This window comes from Streptomyces sp. NPDC048603 (assembly GCF_043199475.1).
Classification (GTDB): Bacteria; Actinomycetota; Actinomycetes; order Streptomycetales; family Streptomycetaceae; genus Streptomyces.
The window spans coordinates 246,281-263,734 of sequence record NZ_JBICVY010000001.1; the positions used below are offsets into that span (position 1 = coordinate 246,281).

At 74.2% G+C, this 17,454-nt stretch carries 14 protein-coding genes; 5 read left to right on the forward strand and 9 right to left on the reverse strand.

Annotated elements, in window-relative coordinates; all coding sequences use genetic code 11:
* Positions 1–165 precede the first annotated feature (165 nt).
* Positions 166–738, reverse strand: coding sequence for a hypothetical protein (locus ACGFQ9_RS01140; protein ID WP_393569885.1), 573 nt, complete (start codon positions 736–738; stop codon positions 166–168).
* A gap of 265 nt (positions 739–1,003) precedes the next feature.
* On the opposite strand from ACGFQ9_RS01140, the gene ACGFQ9_RS01145 reads away from it, so the two are divergent.
* A complete protein-coding gene (locus ACGFQ9_RS01145; protein WP_393569887.1) occupies positions 1,004–4,423 on the forward strand; it encodes a CehA/McbA family metallohydrolase in 3,420 nt (1,139 codons plus the stop codon).
* Positions 4,424–4,635: 212 nt separating this feature from the next.
* Here the strand turns inward: ACGFQ9_RS01145 and ACGFQ9_RS01150 are convergent, their stop codons facing one another.
* On the reverse strand, positions 4,636–5,430 hold the full coding sequence (locus ACGFQ9_RS01150; protein WP_393569889.1) for an SDR family NAD(P)-dependent oxidoreductase: 795 nt from the start codon (positions 5,428–5,430) through the stop codon (positions 4,636–4,638).
* A gap of 141 nt (positions 5,431–5,571) precedes the next feature.
* Here ACGFQ9_RS01150 and ACGFQ9_RS01155 point away from each other — a divergent pair, with 141 nt between their 5' ends.
* The 3 genes from ACGFQ9_RS01155 (at position 5,572) to ACGFQ9_RS01165 (ending at position 9,113) form a co-directional block, all read left to right on the forward strand.
* Positions 5,572–6,135, forward strand: a complete 564-nt coding sequence (locus tag ACGFQ9_RS01155) for a TetR/AcrR family transcriptional regulator (RefSeq protein ID WP_393569891.1) — start codon at positions 5,572–5,574, stop codon at positions 6,133–6,135.
* Between the two features lie 183 nt (positions 6,136–6,318).
* Positions 6,319–8,016, forward strand: coding sequence for a phospholipase D family protein (locus tag ACGFQ9_RS01160; protein WP_393569892.1), 1,698 nt, complete (start codon positions 6,319–6,321; stop codon positions 8,014–8,016).
* Between the two features lie 68 nt (positions 8,017–8,084).
* Entirely contained in the window at positions 8,085–9,113 is a 1,029-nt protein-coding gene (locus ACGFQ9_RS01165; protein WP_393569894.1) for an alpha/beta hydrolase, read from the forward strand.
* An 18-nt stretch (positions 9,114–9,131) separates the two neighbouring features.
* Here ACGFQ9_RS01165 and ACGFQ9_RS01170 read toward each other — a convergent pair whose 3' ends face one another.
* From ACGFQ9_RS01170 to ACGFQ9_RS01185, 4 genes are all read right to left on the reverse strand, one after another.
* Positions 9,132–10,703 carry an MFS transporter gene (locus tag ACGFQ9_RS01170; RefSeq protein ID WP_393569896.1) on the reverse strand — a complete coding sequence of 524 codons (1,572 nt, stop codon included), beginning with the start codon at positions 10,701–10,703 and terminating at the stop codon, positions 9,132–9,134.
* Between the two features lie 37 nt (positions 10,704–10,740).
* Positions 10,741–10,947 (reverse strand): hypothetical protein, encoded by a 207-nt coding sequence (locus ACGFQ9_RS01175; RefSeq protein ID WP_393569898.1) that lies wholly within the window; start codon positions 10,945–10,947, stop codon positions 10,741–10,743.
* 159 nt (positions 10,948–11,106) lie between these two features.
* Positions 11,107–12,738 (reverse strand): D-alanyl-D-alanine carboxypeptidase/D-alanyl-D-alanine-endopeptidase, encoded by a 1,632-nt coding sequence (dacB, locus tag ACGFQ9_RS01180; RefSeq protein ID WP_393569900.1) that lies wholly within the window; start codon positions 12,736–12,738, stop codon positions 11,107–11,109.
* A 166-nt stretch (positions 12,739–12,904) separates the two neighbouring features.
* A complete protein-coding gene (locus ACGFQ9_RS01185) occupies positions 12,905–13,483 on the reverse strand; it encodes an NUDIX domain-containing protein (protein ID WP_393569902.1) in 579 nt (192 codons plus the stop codon).
* Between the two features lie 254 nt (positions 13,484–13,737).
* Between ACGFQ9_RS01185 and ACGFQ9_RS01190 the strand changes: the two genes are divergently transcribed.
* Positions 13,738–13,926 (forward strand): hypothetical protein, encoded by a 189-nt coding sequence (locus tag ACGFQ9_RS01190; RefSeq protein WP_393569904.1) that lies wholly within the window; start codon positions 13,738–13,740, stop codon positions 13,924–13,926.
* 13 nt (positions 13,927–13,939) lie between these two features.
* On the opposite strand, the gene ACGFQ9_RS01195 is transcribed toward ACGFQ9_RS01190, so the two are convergent.
* The 3 genes from ACGFQ9_RS01195 to ACGFQ9_RS01205 all read right to left on the reverse strand — a co-directional run bounded on the left by ACGFQ9_RS01195 (position 13,940) and on the right by ACGFQ9_RS01205 (position 17,281).
* A complete protein-coding gene (locus tag ACGFQ9_RS01195; RefSeq protein ID WP_393569905.1) occupies positions 13,940–14,512 on the reverse strand; it encodes a GNAT family N-acetyltransferase in 573 nt (190 codons plus the stop codon).
* Complete coding sequence (locus ACGFQ9_RS01200) at positions 14,509–15,477, reverse strand: GNAT family N-acetyltransferase (RefSeq protein ID WP_393569907.1); 969 nt, start codon at positions 15,475–15,477, stop codon at positions 14,509–14,511. Before ACGFQ9_RS01200 ends, ACGFQ9_RS01195 begins: the two co-directional genes overlap by 4 nt.
* Positions 15,478–15,568: 91 nt before the next feature.
* Positions 15,569–17,281, reverse strand: a complete 1,713-nt coding sequence (locus ACGFQ9_RS01205) for a serine/threonine-protein kinase (protein WP_393569909.1) — start codon at positions 17,279–17,281, stop codon at positions 15,569–15,571.
* Between the last annotated feature and the right edge of the window lie 173 nt (positions 17,282–17,454).

Here is a 17,454-nt window from a genome sequence, read left to right on the forward strand (position 1 = left end):
GGACTTCCGGGGCGCCCGCCTCGGACGATGTGTCGTCGGCCACACCGGAGGGGCTGCGGACGGCGGACGGCGGACGGCGGACGGCGGACGGCGGAGGCCGCCGGGGGCCACCGCCGTCCACACCGCACCGCACCGCGTCTCACCGCGGGCTCACGGCCCGGGCCGTCAGAACGCGCTCTTGGACGCGCGCTGGACGACGCACTCCTTGTACTCGCTGCCGTCACCCTTGCCGGTGTACGGCGTGGTGGCCACGGCCTGCTGCGACGCGCCGGCCTTGACCTTGAGGTTGTCCACGTTGGCCAGGGCGAGGTTGGCGTCCGAGCCCGCCTTGCCGCGGAACTTCATGGTGATGTCGTAGGTGTAGTCCAGGGAACCGTTGTTGGTGACGGTCAGCCGGGCGACCAGGTTCTTCCTGGAGTCGTCCAGCTTGCACGAGTCGATCCTGATGTCCCGCTCGGCCTTGTCACTCCGGGAACCGCCGGTGACGGAGGTGCCTCCCGAGGTGCTGCCGGTCGTGCTGCTGTCGCTGCCGTTACCGCCCCCGGTGGTGCTGTCGGTGGTGCCCCCGGTGGTGCTTCCACCGGAGCCAGTGGAGCCGCTGGAGCCCGAGTCGGAGCCGTGGCTGCTGCTGCCGCCGTGACCACCGCCGCAGCTGCCGCCGTGGGAGCCGCGGGCTCCGGTGAGGGCGACGATCGCGATACCGAAGACGGCGATGGCGCGGACGTGACGAAGTTTCACGTTCAAATCCCGTTGCAAAGTTAGATGAGCAAATAGTGCCCGCCTTGACGGGCGCACGTCACCCTAGCGGAACCAGACCCCGGGAATGTGACGGTTCTGCTGCAGATCCCCAGGTGACGGCGTGAAGGGGGCCCGGCCCCCTGCCGGCCGCTCCGTCGCGGTGACCTGACGTTGCGTCAATCCGACTCCGGGAGTCATTCCCAGGCTTCGCCGGGTGCCCTACTGTTCGGTCGAACGAACGGCCCCCAGCAGAGAGGACGATTCCGTGAACGATCCGCTCCGCACCGGTCATCCCCGCCCGCCCGCCAGGGAGGGACCGGACCGACGGGACGTGCTCCGGCTCGGGACGCTGCTCGCGGCCGGGGGCCTGGCCGCCCTGGTGCCGGCGGACATCACGTACGCCGTCACCGCCGGCGAGCCGGGCCGGACCGTGACGACGGTCTACCGGGGCCACTCCCCCTTCGGTTTCGACCAGTGGGCCTCCGTCGGCTTCGACGTGCCGGCCGGGGTACGGCGCATATCCGTGAGTTCCAGTTTCGACCCGGCCAAATCGCCCTCCATACCCGGCACTTGGTCCAACATGCTGGACATCGGCGTCTTCGGGCCGACCGGGTTCCGCGGCTGGTCGGGCGGGGCCAGGCGGGACTTCACCCTGTCGGCCTCGGACGCCACCCCCGGCTACCTCCCCGGGCCCGTCCAGCCGGGCAAGTGGTCCGTGGCCCTCGGGCCGATGGCCAGTGACCCCGGCGGGATGGGCTGGGAAGTGCGCGTGACCCTGGAGTACGGGGAACCGCTGCCCGCCGCCGCACCCTACGACCTGCTCCCGGCCGCGGTGGCCGGCCGCGGCGCCGGCTGGTACCGGGGCGACCTCCACCTGCACACCGAGCACTCCGACGGGCAGCGGACGGTGGACCGGCTGGTCGCCGACGCCCGCGCCGCCGGACTGCACTTCATCGCCACCTCGGACCACAACACCAGCGCGACCGGGGTGTCCTGGCGCGGCAACGTCCCCGGGGACCTGCTGGTCGTCAACGCCGAGGAGGTGACCACCCGGCACGGACACTGGCTGGCCGTCGGCATCCCGCAGGGCGAATGGGTGGACTGGCACTACGGCCCCTCGGACGGCGTGTTCGACCGGCACGTCCGGCGCGTGCACAGCCTCGGCGGTCTCGTGATCGCGGCGCACCCGATGACCCCGGGCGCCGGGTCCTTCTGGACCTTCGGACTCGACGCGGTCGACGCCATGGAGATCTGGAACGGCCCGTGGACCCTGGACGACGAGGCGAACGTCGCCCTCTGGCACGCCCGTCTCTGCCTCGGCAAACGCCTCGCGGGAGTGGGCAACAGCGACGCGCACGCGCCCGGCGACGCCGTCGGGCGGCCCCACAACGTGGTGCGTGCCGGCGCCCTGTCCACCACCGCCCTGCTCGACTCGCTCCGCGTCGGGCGGTCGTACGCCGTGGAGTCCTCCGCCGTGACGGTGGACCTCACCGCGTCCGCGAACGGGGCGACCGCCGGCCCCGGCGAGGAACTCCCGCTCGGGTTCTTCGACGCGGTCGACGTGGACGTGCGGGTCAGCGGCGCCCCGAACACCGTCGCCCTGCTGCACACCGAGTGGGGCGTCATGGCCGCGGCCTGGATCGGCGCCGGCGGCAGCGCGCATCTGCACTGGCGCGGCTGGGGAAAGGCCTCCCTGTTCGCCCGGGCGGAGGTGCGCCGGCTTGAACCGGCGTGGACGGTGCCGAACCAGATGGTGGCGGTCACCAACCCGGTCTGGTTCTACGGCCGGCAGCTCCCGCCGTATCCGATCGAGCAGCGCACCCTGTTCCTGGCGGGGCGTGCCGCGGACGGCAGTTGGAGCGGCACGCGTCCGCTGCCCGGTGCCGGCGGCTCCGTGTCCTTCGACGGGGTGCAGGCCGACGTGGCAGGAATGCCCGACGGCACCGTCCTGGTCCTGGGCATCGGGACCGACGGCGGCCTGTGGTGCATGACCGCGAGCCGTACCGGAGGCACCGTGCAGGCGTGGCAGCGCCTGGCGGGACCCGACGGCGCCCCCGCCTTCACCGTCCGGGACGCGGCGGTCACCGGCCTGCGGGACGGCACCGGCCAGATCCTCGCCATCGGCTCGGACAACACCCTGTACCACCAGCAGCGCCGCGCGGACGGCACCCTGACGGGGTTCCGGCCGGTGCCGGGCAACGGCGGTGCCGCCCGCTGGGGCGCGACGAAGGCATCGATCGCCGGAATGCCGGACGGCAGCGCGCAGGTGGTCGCGTACGGCTCGGACGGCGCCGCGTACCACTGCGTCCGCGAGGCCCGCGGGACGTGGAGTGCCTGGGGCCGGCTCGGCGGGGCGCACGGAGCCGCGGCCTTCTCGGGGCCGGCACTGCGGATCACCGCGCTGCCCGACGGCTCCTCGCAGGTCCTGGCCATCGGCCTGGACGGAGTCGTCTACCACCAGGTCCGCCATCCGAACGGCGCCTGGGACGGCTTCCGGCCCCCGACCGGGGTCACCACCGCCGTCATGGGCGCGAGTTCGGTCGACATCGCGGGTATGCCGGACGGCACCGCGCAGGTCGTCGCGGTGGGACTCGACGGGAACGCGTGGCACCGGATCCGCCACCGGGACGGATGGACCGCGTGGGGGCAGATCAAGGGCCCCAACGGGAGGGACCCCTTCCCCGCGCAGCAGATACGCATCACCGGCCTGTCGGACGGCACCGCTCGCGTCGTCGGCATCTCGGCCGGGCAGGGCACGACGGCCGCCACCGCCGGCACCGCCACCGCCGCCGCCCGGCCGGCGCTCCCGGCCTTCCGGCTCCGCAACCGCCGCTCCGGCACGGTGATGGGCGTCGACGGGATGTCCCGGGCCGACGGGGCCGGGGCGGTCCGGTCCACCGACAACGGCACCGGCGACCACCTCTGGGAGCCGGTCGACCAGGGCGACGGCTGGTACGTGCTGCGCAACCGGCACTCCGGGAAGGTCCTCGGCGTCGACGGGATGTCCACGGCCGACGGCGCCCGGGTCGTCCAGCGCACCGAGCGCGGCACCGCCGACCAGCTGTGGCGGCCGGTCGGCGGGGAAGGCGACGCGGAGGGCGGAGCGAACGGCGGAGCGAACGGCGGCTGGTTCCGTCTCCGGAACAGGCACTCGGGCAAGGTGCTCGCCGTGGACGGCCGGTCCGCCGACGGCGCCCGGATCGTCCAGCGGACGGACGGCGGGAGCGAGGACCGGCTCTGGCTGCTGCACCCCGACGGCCCGGTACGCATCGAGAACCACGGCTCCGGTGCGCTTCTCGCCCCCGCGGCGGCGTCCGGCGCCGACGCTGCCCGGGTCGTCGGCGTCGTCCGGAGCTCCGGCGCCGGCCGCGACGACGACTTGCTGTGGACCTTCCTCGCGGACGCGGACGGCCTGTTCGGCATCCGCGACGCGCGGTCCGGCAAGGCGCTCGGCGTCCGCGCGGCGTCCTCCGCCGGCGGCGCCCGCGCGGTGATGTACGCGGACGACGGCCCCGGTGCCCACCGGTGGAGGCTCCTCCACGGCGGAGCCGGGTGCTTCCGCCTCGTCGAGGCCCGCTCCGGGAAGATGCTCGTGGTGGACGGGGCGTCCTCCGCCGACCATGCCGGGAGCCTGCGCGTCACCGACGACGGCGGTTCCGGCGGCGGGCTGTGGCGGATGCGCTGACGCCTCGGTGACGGCACCCGGCGGGAACGTCAGCCGCGCCCGACGGGACCTCAGGCCCCGGCGGTGTGCGGCTCCGAAGGGCACATCGGCACCCGGCACGTCGCCCATGCCGGCGCGGCGACGCGACGGGACGCCGAGGCCCTTCGGAGCCGCGGCCCGGCAACGGGGAGGGCCGGGCCGCCGAGGGGGTTCGCGCGCCGGCGCTGTGCCCGTCAGCGCAGGGCGCGCTGTGCCTCCACGATCTGCCGGACCGAGCCGTCGACCCCCGACGCCCTGGCCTGGACCCGCTCCGCGAAGCGGGGGAACTGTCCGGCGATGGCGCTCAGCAGACGGAGCTCCAGCGGTGCCACGTTGACCTCGCACAGGTCGCGCCGGACGGCCCGTACGACTCCTTCGGCCACCTGCGCGGGGCTGACGGTGCGGATGCGGTTCGGCGTGGCGGCGCCGGTCGCCGCGAACATGCCGGCGTCGCGGACGAATCCGGGCTGCACCAGGGACACCCCGACACCGGTGCCGGCGAGGTCCTGGCGCAGGGCCAGGGCGAACCCGCGCAGCCCGAACTTGGTCGCGTTGTAGAGGGAGGAGGACCGGGTCGCGGCCTTGCCGGATATGGAGCCGACCAGCACGATGTGGCCCCGGCCGCGCGCCACCATCCGCTCCGCGAGCAGACGGCTCAGCAGTACGGGGGCGCGCAGGTTGACGTCCAGGGCCCGGTCGATCTGCTGCTCGCTGTAGTCGAGGAGTTCGCCGCTGGCCGGCAGGGCCGCGTTCGCGATCAGCAGGTCCGTGTCGGCACACGTGCGGGCGAGGCGGGCGACGTCGTCCCGGTCGGCGAGATCGGCGAGGACGGTGCGTGCGCCGTGTGCGTCCGCGGTGGCCTTCAGCGCCTCCTCCCGCCGTCCTGTGATCACGAGGTCGGCGCCGTGCGCCGTCATGGCCGTGGCCAAGGCCATCCCGATGCCTCCGGTGGCGCCCGTGAGCAGAACCTTCGATCCGCGTACGTCCACGGCAACTCCCCTTCTCGTCCTGTTCGTTCGAACGAACAGTAGGGAGGGTGGCGGTGACCTGTCCATACCGTGGAACCCCCGGGCCCGGATTTCGCCGGACCGGCCGGGTGGCGCCGTCGGACACTGGGGCAGAATGCGGTCATGTCCACTGCCTCCGACACCCGCCAGAACATCATCGACGCCGTACTGCGGATCATCGGTCAGGACGGGATCGCCGCGGTGTCCAACCGCCGCATCGCGAAGGAGGCAGGGGTCTCGCTCGGCTCCATCACCTATCACTTCGCCACCCAGCACGAACTCCTGCGGGAGAGCCTGCTGTTGTTCGTCGCCGAGGAGACCCGGCACTTCACGACGCTCGCCGACGAGTGCACGGACGAATGGCTCGACATCCGGCAGGCGGCGGAGGTGGTGGCCTCGGTCGCGGGCGGCGACGGCTTCGACAGCCGTCACATCGCCCCCTTCGAACTCTATGTCCAGGCAGGGCGCGACGAACGCCTGCGGGCCGCCGCGGGCGAGTGCTTCGCCGCCTACGACCGGCTGGCCGCGCGCATCCTCACCCGGCTCGGCCTGCCGGACGCCGAGCGCCTGGCCGGCGCCGTCGTCGCCGTGGTGTTCGGGCAGCAGCTGCGCCGTCTGGCCACCGGGGCACCCGTGGAGGACCTCGTCGACGCCCTGCTCGTCCTGACGCAGCGCGCCCCCGCCTGAGGGCCTGAGCGGGGTGCGGAGGACCGGCCGGTCACCGGGCCGGCCAACCGGCCGGACCGGCGCCCGGCCCGGGGGGTGCGCGGACCGTGGCCGGGCGTACGCGAGTGGCGACCGGGAACAGCACGGGCACGGGCGGCATCGACGGGAGGCTCACGGGTAGACGCGGGGCGGAGGCCCCGTGCCATGAACCGGACCGACTGGCTGCTCACCCCGCCGGAACGCGGCAACCCCGCCACACGCCTCGATCGCGAGCGCCCCGGGGGCCCGGCCTGGTCGGTCGGGAACGACGCCCGGCCGGTGGTGCACGGTGCCGCCTACTTCACCGAGCTCCTCGGGCGCATCGAGGCCCAGCAGCCGGGTGACCTGCTGCTGTTCACCGACTGGCGGGGCGACCCCGACGAGCGCCTGGCTCCGCACCTCCCCGGCCGGGACGGCGCGGACCGGCACGGCAGCGAGATCGGCAGCGTCCTGAGCCGCGCCGCGGAGCGCGGAGTGATCGTCAAGGGCCTGCTGTGGCGGTCCCACCTGGACGGCCTGCAGTTCAGCGAAACCGAGCACCGGTACCTCGGGAAGGAGATCGAGGCGGCCGGCGGCGAGTGCCTGCTCGACATGCGGGTCCGGCCCGGCGGCTCGCACCACCAGAAGATGGTCGTCCTGCGCCACCCCGGCCGCCCCCTGCTCGACATCGCCTACGTCGGCGGCATCGACCTGTGCCACAACCGCAATGACGACCGCCGGCACCTCGGCGACCCGCAGTCCCTGCCGATGGCCGCGGCGTACGGTCCGCACCCGCCCTGGCACGACGTACAGCTCGCCCTGCGCGGGCCCGCGGTCGCGGACGTCGAGGCCGTCTTCCGCGAGCGCTGGCAGGACCCCGCACCGCTCAGCCGCAGCCCGCTGACCCGTCTCCGGGCGTTCCTGCACCGCGAGGACACCGAAGCGGACCCCCTCCCGCCGCCGGCCCCGCGCCCCGCGCCCTGCGGCACGCACGCCGTCCAGGTGCTGCGGACCTACCCGAACCGGCTGCTGTACGGCTATCCCTTCGCCCCCGACGGCGAGTTCAGCATCGCCCGCGGCTACCTCAAGGCGCTCCGCCGGGCCCGCTCGCTCGTCTACCTGGAGGACCAGTACCTGTGGTCGCCGCGGGTCGTCGCCGCGTTCGCGCAGGCGCTGCGGGCCAACCCCGGCCTCCGGCTGATCGCCGTCATCCCCGCCGTGCCCGAACAGGACGGCCGGCTGACCCTGCCCATGAACCTGATCGGCCGGGTCACCGCCCTGCGGGAGCTGCGCCGGGCCGCCGGCTCCCGGGTCGCCGTCTACGCGCTGGAGAACCACGCCGGTACGCCCGTCTACGTGCACGCCAAGGTGTGCGTCATCGACGACGCGTGGGCGTCCGTCGGCTCCGACAACATCAACCTCCGGTCCTGGACCCACGATTCGGAACTGAGCTGTGCGGTCCTGGACGGGACCCGGGATCCCCGCCCGCCACAGGACCCGGGCGGGCTCGGCGACGGCGCCCGCGTCTTCGCCCGCGAGCTGCGGCTGGAGCTCTCCCGCGAGCACCTGGACCTCGACCCGGACCCTTCGGCCCCGGCGCGCGGCGCCTCCGGAGACCCCGGCGACGGAGGGACCGGCGGTCCGGCCGCGGACGGCTTCCTCTGCGACCCGGCCGTCGCCTTCGAGGCCTTCGCCGAGGCCGCCGCCGCCCTGGACTCCTGGTACGCCGGCGGCCGTCGCGGCAGGCGGCCTCCCGGCCGACTGCGCCGCTACGAGCCGCCGGAGCTGTCGGCCGCGGAGCGGATCGTCGCGACCCCCCTCCATCACCTCCTGGTCGACCCGGACGGCCGCCCCTTCGGGCTCCGCCGCCACAACGCCTTCTGAGCGCACCCTCCGGCCGGGCCCGTGCATGCGGCTGCGGCTCCCGCACGGCAGGTGGTTGACTACGGCGCATGGACGAGCTCGCGGGCGCGGTCCCGCCGGACAGGCCGTACACCGACCCCGAACTCGGCGTGGTGCTGGCTTCTTTGGGCGAGTGGGTGGGCCGGCCGCTCACTCCGGAGAACCTGGCCGCCCGCCTGGAGCAGGACGCCGCGGTCAGGCCCCGGCCCTCCGTCCGCGAGCTGGAGGACGACGGCCTGTTCGAGGTGGCCGAGCTCCGGGTGCCGGGACCGCCGGGCGGGCCGGACGTGACGCTGGTGAGCGCCCGGCCGGCCGGTCTCGCCGGGCCCCTGCCGCTGCTGTACTACCTGCACGGTGGCGGACTGGTGATGGGCAATGCCTGGTCGGTGCTCCCGCAGATGCTCCGCGAATGGGCTCTGCCGCTGGGGCTGGCCGTCGTCTCGGCCGAGTACCGGCTGGCCCCGCGGACCCGGTACCCGGGGCCGCTGGAGGACTGCTACGCGGGTCTGACCTGGGTCGCCGGACACGCGGCCGAACTGGGCATCGACCCGGACCGGATCGTCATCGGGGGGAAGAGCGCGGGCGGCGGACTCGCCGCGGCCCTCGCCCTGTTCACCCGGGACCGGGGCGGGCCCGCTCCGATCGGGCAGCTGCTGCTCTGCCCGATGCTCGACGACCGCAACGATTCGTTCTCCGCCCGGCAGATGGCCGGCGTGGACGTCTGGGACCGGACCTCCAACGCCACCGCCTGGCAGGCGGCGCTGGGCGACCGGGCCGGCGCCGCGGACCTGCCGCCGTACGCGGCCCCCGCCCGCGCCACTGACCTGTCCCGGCTCCCCCCGGCCTACATCGACGTCGGATCGGCGGAGACCTTCCGGGACGAGGACGTGGCCTACGCCGACTCCCTCTGGCGGGCCGGCGTGCCGGCCGAACTGCACGTCTGGCCCGGCGGGTTCCACGGCTTCGACACCCTCGCGCCGCGGGCGGCGGTCAGCCGGGACGCCCGTGAGGCCCGCACCCGCTGGCTGCGACGCCTCCTGGCGCGGCCGGCTGCGGGCGACGGCCCCGCGCTCCCCTGAGGTGCCCGGCGCCGGCGGTCAGCCGGCCGGGAGCTGCCGCGCCGGGAGCTGCCGCGTCGGCAACAGGGCCGCCGGTACGAGCGCCAGGGCCGCAACGGCCGCCAGGGTGAGCAGGGTCGGGCCTGTCGCGATGGCGGACGATGCCCGGGCGAGGCCGTCGGCGGAGGGGCCGCCCGACAGGACGGCGGGCGGTATGACAGCCGCGGGAACGAGGCCGGCGGCCACGGCGACGCCAAGGGTCGAGCCGGTGTTGACCGCGGTCTGCTTGAGCCCGCCGACGACTCCGGCGTAGCCGGCAGGCGCGTCACCGACCACGGTTCCGGTGGCGGTGACCATCACGGCGGCGAAGCCGAGGCCGACCGCGGCGAAGCCCGCCGCCGCCGCCCATCCGGACCCGAGACGGGAGAGCAGCGCGATACCGAGCACCGTGAGCACCACACCGCTCGCGGCGGTACGGCGCGCTCCGAGCCGGCCCAGTGCCGCACCGGTGAGCGGGGCACCCACGACCATGAGAAGGGGCAGCGGCAGACCGTGCAGGGCAGCGGTGAACGCGTCCAGCCCGGCGGCGTTCTGCAGGTGGAACGTGGCGACGAACAGCGCTCCGAACACACCGGCAGCGGTGACCAGCAGCATCGCCATCGAAGCGGCCACGGGCACCGACCGGGCGACGGGGCCGGGCACGATGGGGTCCGTGCTGCGGCGTTCGGATACGACGAACAGGGCCGCGGCGACCGCGGTCACGGCGAAACCGAGGAGGGCGGGCACCGAGGTCCAGCCGCGGGCCGGCACATGGACGAGGCCGGCGACCAGGAGGGCGAGGGTGGTGGCGAGCAGGGCGGCCCCGCCGAGGTTCAACCGGGTTCCGGGAGCGGGCGGCACCTCCGGGGTCCGACCGGGTTCCCCTTCCGTACGCGCGAGCGCGGGCGGCGGGGTGCGGACGGCGAGCGCCAGCGCCGCGGTACCCAGCGCGAGGGGCACGTTGAGGAAGAACACCGAACGCCAGCCCAGGCAGGCGACGAGTGCCCCGCCGATCACCGGGCCGGCCGCCGAGGCGATGCCGATGGCGCTGGTGCGGACCGCGACGGCTCCGGCGAGCCGGTCCGCCGGGTAGGCGGTGCGCAGCAGGGCGAGCGTGGCCGGCTGCAGCACCGCGGCGCACACCCCCTGCAGGGCGCGGAGTCCGATGACCCAGCTCGCGCCGGGGGCGAGGACGATGCCGGCCGAGGCCGCACCGAAGCCGAGCGAGCCGAGAACGAGCATGCGCCGGTGGCCGTGGCGGTCGCCGAGGCGGCCACAGACGACGAGTAGGGCGGCGACCGCGACCAGATAGGCGGTGCTCACCCACTGGACCTGCGCCACCGTGGCGCCGAGTTCGCGCTGCAGGCTGGGCTGCGCGGCCATCAGCACGGTGCCGTCCAGGGCGACGATCGCGGCCCCGGCCACACTCGCCACCAGCACGGCCCGGCGCCGCACCGCGCTTTCCGCCGGCCCGGACGGCCGGTATGGCCGGCCTGGCTCGGACAGCTCGGACAGCTCGGACAGCTCGGACAGCTCGGACAGCTCGGATGGCTCAGGCCGCTCGGATCTCATAGACAGTGTCTACCAGCGCTTGGTAGACACTGTCTACTCACATGTCGGCCCGATCGGGGGCCTCCGCGGGCCACGGCGCTTCGGTCACCTCGGAGGATTCCGCGAGCGGACGGACGTCCGCCGGGGTGGAGAACCCGCTGCCGGGGGCGATCACCTTGGAGGAGCCGGCGGAGCCGACGGAGATGGACACGGCTCCCGCGGCCACGGCGGCCATCAGGAGGGAGGGGCGGTGCAGGCGGGTCATGGGGTTCTCCTCGGGGAACGAGGTGCGGATGGACATCCGGTCCGGAATCCGACGGGCGACCTCGTTCCACCATTGAGCCGCCGCCGCGGGGACCGCGTCACGCCACTCGATGTCGGGGCTTGACAGTCCCCGGGAAGCGGTGAACAGGGGGCGCGAAGCTCAGCGCGACTCCTGGAGGTAGGACGAGATCAGGGCGAGGTCGTTGGCGATGGAGAGGACACCGGCGGGGTCGGTGGTCGGTGTGGAGGCACCGTTGACGCCCGCGTAGAAGGTGTCGAAGCGGCCGCCGCCCTTGTCCAGGTAGCCGGCGATCGTGATGGCGCCGACGGCCAGCCGGTCGTTGAGCGCGTCCCCTCCGACGGCCGCGCCGGTCTTCGCGAACACCTTTCCGCGTGCCGGGCAGGTCCGGCAGTTCTCGGCGAGCAGACCGTCTACTCCCAGGATGGGCAGAGCCTCCCGGAAGCGCTTCGCGTCCGGGGTGTTCTGCCAGTACGCCAGCATCTGCACCAGCGCCCTCGGGGTGGCACGGTCGGCGGGGTTGCCGCCCCGGCCGTCCATGAGCTCCACCTGCTCACGGTCGACGCCCGCCCGGTCCAGGAAGGCGGCGAGCACCGGGAAGCCGTCCTCGCACTGCCGGCTGCCGGCGGTGACGGCCATCAGGCAGATACCCAGGTTCGCGCCGAGGTTGTGGCTGACCTTGAGGATCAGCTTGGCGTACTGCTCGTACGGGGGCGAGGTGTACGCGGCCACCCGCGGCCGGCCGTCGTAGCCGCGGGGCAGCCGGGCGACCGGGTTGGGTCCCGTCGGATCGGCGGTGACGGTCACCCCGGCCCGGGCGAGTGCCTCGATCAGCGCGGTCCGGCCGAACGCGGCCGGGTCGGTGATCGGCGTGGTGCGCAGCAGCGGCTCGGCGTCCGCGGCGATCGTGCCGGACAGCCGGATCCGGGTGCCTCCGGCGGTGGCCGTCACCGTGATGTCCGTCGGCTTACCGGCCCCCACGGTCCGCACGGTGGAGGTGACCTCGTACGGTGCGGCCTTCGGCCGCCAGTCGAGCCGGGCGGCCGTTCCCGGACGGTCCCCGGGCGTGGTCAGCAGGTCGACGAGGTTGTCGTTGACGATCAGGGGGGTGGGGGTGGGATCGAGGACCGGATCCTGGGCGAACAGCCGGGTGTCGACGATCACGTCGCCCTCGACGCGGGTGATGCCGGACGCACGGATCCCGCGGGCCAGCCGGTCGATCCCGGCGAGGGGGTTCTCGGGGGTGAGGGTCGCGCCGGGGAAGTCGTTGGCATAGGTGTGGTCGAGGTCGGTGTACGCGACCGTGCCGTCCGGGCGCGTCCGGCCGCCGAGGGTGAGGTCGCCCTGGGCGACGAGGTCGAGGTCGCCCTTCAGGGTCGAACCGTTGCGCTCCCCGACCGCGTAGACGGGGGTCACGAAGCGGTGGTCACCCCCGAGGGTCCGCCAGGTGCCGGAGACGGCGAAGAGCTTGGCGGTGGAGCCCGGGATGAAGAACTGACCGGGGAACAGGCTGTGCAGCACCCGCCCGCCGGCCGGTTCGGTCTGGAGCAGCCCCCACTGGGCGTTGCGGTACTCGGGCTTCCGCATGATCTCGGTGATCCGCGGGTCGAGCCGGCCCGGATCCCCCACACCGGACGGCAGGGGCCACGGCGAGGGCGGGGGCGACGGGGCCGCCCGGACACCCGTCGCCGGGGCGAACCCCACCAGCAGCAGGGCCGCACAGCCGGCAGCCACCCGGCGCCGCAGCGCCGGGAAGCGGATCGGAATGTCCACAGCGCGCTCCGTTCGCCGCGGCTGCCTACTCCCGGGGGTCCGACTCCTGTGACCAGCCTGGCACAGCCCTACAGGCCACGCATGCCACCCGAGCGTCGGCAGGCAGAGACGCGTGGTGAGGAGGTGGTGCCGCTCCGATCAGCGGCCCATGGCCGGGCCAGTGAGCTCACACCCAGGTGTAGTTGTCGTCCGTGACCGGCTCCAGAGCAGCGTCGGCGACGTCGGCACGGGGGTCGGGCAGAGCGGCCAGGGCCGTCCCGATGGGCGGGAACAGGGGCAGCCCGGCGGTCTGCCGGTAGTCGACCCACTCGATGATGCCGACTTCGTGGCTCCCGTCCGGGAGTTCGTCCAGTTCCCGCTCGGCGAGGGTCGCCCGGACCTCGGGCGTGATGTGGAGGCGGTAGAGCAGGTGGAGCTTGCGCGGCGACGGGGTAGGGCCGGGGCGCGTGACGCGCTGGTCGACGACCCACATCAGTTCGCCGCCCTGGGCTTGGTCAACGTCCAGGTCGAGTTCCTCGGCCAGCTCGCGACGCAGGGCCTGGCGGAAGTCCTCACCGTCCTCGACGTTGCCCCCGGGTGGGGTGTAGTGGACGGATCCGGGACGGTCGCGGCGGATCAGGGCCACCTCGTCGCCGCAGAAGACCAGGGCTCCGGCACGGACCTTGACACGGGAAAACGGCGCGCGCCGTTCCCCGTGAGTGCCCGTGTCGGGGCCGGTGCCGGTGGCAGGGCTCTGATTCGTCATGGCCTCCAGTATCGCGGCTTCCGGGGCGGGTTGTGCCGACGCCGGAGCACGCCCGGCGACGGGGAAAGTGGTGGTGGACGGGTCCGCTCGTGCGCTGCGAGGGTTGATCAGGCGGCTCCGTGCGGCCGCTCCGACTCTTCACGAAGAAGCAGCAGGATGACGCTCAGCGACCCCAAGATCGAGGCCATCTAGCGTTCTTCGCCGCCTACGCGGTGTACGACCCGGACGGGATGCGGTCGGTGCCGGCCGAGGACATGAATGGACCATCCCCGGACACCACCCGCTGTTGGGCACCAAGCGGAGGGTGCTGCGCGCTGGTCTGGCACTTCGACGCCGGGGGCAAGATCGACCGCGGCCACAACCTCTCCGGCGACCAGCGCCGGACGAACGCCTACGTCTGGGCGAACTACGCGCCGTCGCCGATCCCCGACCGGCTCGCCTGAGGCGGCTCGGACCCTAGAGGGGCCCGGGCGGGCGATCCAGCACCCGGGGATGGTCCGCCGCCCGGAGCCGGTAGACCACGCTCGCGCGCAGGGGGCCGGCGGGCACCGTCGGGTCGTCGAAGTCCTCGGCCGGGTCGCGGGTCATGCCGAGGCGGTGCATGACCGCCCGTGAACGGAGGTTGCCGGCCGCCGTCACCGCGAGGATCTCGGGCAGGGCGAGGCGCTCGAAGCCGTGGGCGAGCACGGCCCGCGCGGCCTCGGTGGCGTATCCGTGTCCCCAGGCCGTACGGCTCAGCCGCCAGCCGGCCTCCACCCCCGTGAACGGCATGCCCTCGTCGACGGGGTCCAGTCCGGCGAATCCGATGAACTCGCCGGTGTCCCGGACCTCCACGGCCCACCATCCCCAGCCCCGGCCTTCGAGGTCGGCCTGGAAACAGGTGGCCGACGCCTCGCTCTGCTCGGGCGTGAGGACTCCGGGGAAGTACGCGCGGACCTCGGGGTCGGCGTTCATGGCCGCCCACGGGGCGAGGTCCGCTTCCCGCCAGCCGCGGAGGAGGAGGCGGTCGGTCCGCAGCCGGGTCGTCACGACGCCTCCGTACGGGCATCGGTGGTGGTGCGGCCGAACTCCAGGCGGGCAGCGAAGTTCCGGTACCCGGCCCGGGCGAAGGCCCTGGCCATCGCCCGGTTGGCTGCGTCGCAGTCCCCCCGGATCTCGGTGGCGCCGTTCGCGGCCAGGACCCGGGTGCCGCGTACGACGACGGAGGTGGCGTACCCCTTGCCCCGGTGGGCGGGGGCGACGCCGACGAAACCGATCACGGCCACGCTGGGGTTCTCCGCGGGCAGGCTGATCACGGCCGGGGTGCCGTCCGTGTCGAAGCCGATCTCCCACCACTCGGGCTCGTGCTTCAGCCCGGCCGTGTCCTCGAAGAGCAGCTCGGCCGCGCGCCGTGCCCCGTGCTGTCGCACGTCGGCGGCGAGGCGGGCGTCCGCCGTGTCCGCGAGGAGGTCCTCCAGCAGGGCGACGAACGGTTCGGGGCCGAGGTCGGCGAGGCTGCGGAAGGTGAGGCGGGGGTCGTCCTCCGGCAGCGCCGCGAGGATCTCCTCGGTGACGCCGATGCCGAACCGCCGTCCGTCGCGGACCGGGCGGAAGCCCGCCCTCCGCAGCATCTCGTACCGGCGCTCGGGGTCCCGCTGGAACTGCGGGGCCTGGGCCGGGGAGTCGACGACGTGCTCCAGCTCGCCGGCACCGAGCCCGGCGGCCCTGGCGACAGCCGCGTCGAGCAGCGCGACCCCGGTCTCCGGCGCGTCCCCGGGAGCCTCGAACAGGACGACGGCGAGCGGGACTTCCTGCCCGGGGAGCGTCCACAGCACCGCGCTGCCGACGGGCCGTCCGCCGGGCCCCTCGGCGACCAGACACCACTCGGGCCGGGTGCAGCCGTCGTCGAGGAGCCCGGCGAGGTAGGCGCGGGTCGCGGCATTGCGCTCGGGATCACCGGGGTGTTCGACGAGCGCCGGGAGTTCGCCGGGTCGGGCGGTGCGTACGACTGTCACGGAGATCCTTGTCCGTCAGGGTAGGGAAACCTCTCAGGGATCTTGGTAGTGCATGCCGACGGACGCGGGCCAGTGGATTTCCCCTCGTGTGTCAGTCGCGGGTCAGATACCCGGGGGCGCCGGCCGACTGGGCGCCTTCGGACTCCAGGGTCAGACGGTCCGGCTCCGTCATCGTCACCACGTAGAGGTTGCCCTGGGGGCAGGTCAGGGAGGCCGCCGAGCGGTCGGTGGGGTGGCTGGTCACGGCCTCGAGGACCAGGCTGTTCCCACGGATCTGGCGTAGTTCGAGGGCCTCCGTGCAGCCGAGGTTCCGTCCGGAGGCGATCTCCTCGAGGTCGCTCACCTGCTTGCCCACGAGGTCTCCCACGGCTCCGGGGTACAGGGTGACGGCGACGGCGAAGTCCTTCGTCCTCGCCCGGGAGATCCCGTCCGCGTCCGGCGTTCCCGGGCCTACGCCGGTCCAGGTGCCGGCCCACGACGCCGGGAGCGAGGATGCGGACGGAGCGGGTGCGGCCACGGACGAGGAGGCCGGCGGTGTGGCCGCGCCGCCGCCGCGGTCCTCGCCACCGGCCTTCCAGGGACGGCTGAGCACCAGCGCGACGGCCCCGGCCAGGGCGACGGCGCCGACGGCCGCGGCCACCGCGATCAGCCGGTTCCGGCCGCGCCGGCCCACGGCCTGCGCGGCCGGTGCGTCAGGCGCGTACAGCGGCGGAGTGGCGACGCCCTGTGCGGCCGGTACCGGTGGAGCCGGCATCGGAGGGACAGAAGCCCGGAGGACGGAGTCCGGAGGGCCGAAGGCCGGGGGCACAGGGACCGGAGGCACCGGGACCGGGGGCACGACCGCCGCCGCCGCGACCGCCGCAGGAGCGACCGCCGCAGGCGCGGAAGCCGGAGGCTGCGAGGCCGCGATGACGTCCCGGAGGTGTGCCTGGCGGCGGTCGGCCTCCGCGAGCAGCGCGGCGGGCACCGCGCCGCTCCAGTCCGGTGCGTCCTCGGCCCCGAGTGCCGCCAGGAGGTCCTCGGCGCGCGGACGCCGGTCCGGATCCTTGGCCAGGCACTCCCGGACGACGGGTACGAGCGGTTCCGGCACTCCGTCGAGCCGGGGCTCGTCGTGGACGATCCGGTACAGCAGCGCCGGCAGCCCGAGCTCCTCGCCCGGACCGAGGAAGGGGCTGCGCCCGGTGGCCGCGCAGACCAGGACGGCGGCCAGGGAGAACACGTCCGCCGGCGCCGCGGCCACGGCACCGGTCGCCTGCTCCGGCGCCAGGTAGCCGGGGGTGCCGATGACCGTCCCGGTCTGCGTGCGGCGCGGATCGAGGACGGCGCGGGCGATACCGAAGTCGATCAGGAAGGGCCGTTCGGCGCCCAGCAGGACGTTCGCCGGCTTGATGTCGCGGTGCACGACCCCCGCCGCCCGTACGGTGACCAGCGCGGCGGCCAGCTCCCGGCCCAGGCGGCGTACGGCCTCCTCCGGCAGCGGGCCGTGGTCGCGCACCCAGTCGCCCAGCGAGGGTGCGGCGACGTACTCCGTGGCCAGCCACTGCGGTGACGCGCCCGGCGGGCTGAAGTCCACCACCGAGACCGTCCACGGGGAGCGGACCCGGTCGTTGGTGCGTATCTCCCGGGCGAAGCGTTCGGCGAAGCCCGGGTCGAGGCTCAGGTCCCGGTGCACGGTCTTGAGGGCCAGCGGACGGCCGGAGGGTGTGCGGGCGAGGAACACCTCGCCCATTCCCCCCGCGCCGAGGCGTGACAGCAGGCGGTACCCGCCGATCTCCGGCGGATCGCCGGGCTGCAGAGGCTCCACCGACTCCCCCGGTTCTGCTGGTCGTTGCGGGCAACCCTAGAGGACGACCGCGGTTGACCCGGGCGGGGGCGTGTGAAATGCCCGATCACCGGTTATGCGGTGTGCAGACGATTTTCCTGTGGTTTGTGCCGTTTCTCCGTGTAAGGGGTGGCTGTGGTGGGTCCGACCGGGGT

Excerpts from the sequence above, each read along its gene's own strand:
- ACGFQ9_RS01155 (WP_393569891.1), top strand. The coding sequence starts at position 5,572 with ATGTCCACTGCCTCCGACACCCGCCAGAACATCATCGACGCCGTACTG.
- ACGFQ9_RS01160 (WP_393569892.1), top strand. The coding sequence starts at position 6,319 with ATGAACCGGACCGACTGGCTGCTCACCCCGCCGGAACGCGGCAACCCC.
- ACGFQ9_RS01165 (WP_393569894.1), top strand. The coding sequence starts at position 8,085 with ATGGACGAGCTCGCGGGCGCGGTCCCGCCGGACAGGCCGTACACCGAC.
- ACGFQ9_RS01170 (WP_393569896.1), bottom strand. The coding sequence starts at position 10,703 with ATGAGATCCGAGCGGCCTGAGCCATCCGAGCTGTCCGAGCTGTCCGAG.
- ACGFQ9_RS01175 (WP_393569898.1), bottom strand. The coding sequence starts at position 10,947 with ATGACCCGCCTGCACCGCCCCTCCCTCCTGATGGCCGCCGTGGCCGCG.
- ACGFQ9_RS01185 (WP_393569902.1), bottom strand. The coding sequence starts at position 13,483 with ATGACGAATCAGAGCCCTGCCACCGGCACCGGCCCCGACACGGGCACT.
- ACGFQ9_RS01190 (WP_393569904.1), top strand. The coding sequence starts at position 13,738 with ATGAATGGACCATCCCCGGACACCACCCGCTGTTGGGCACCAAGCGGA.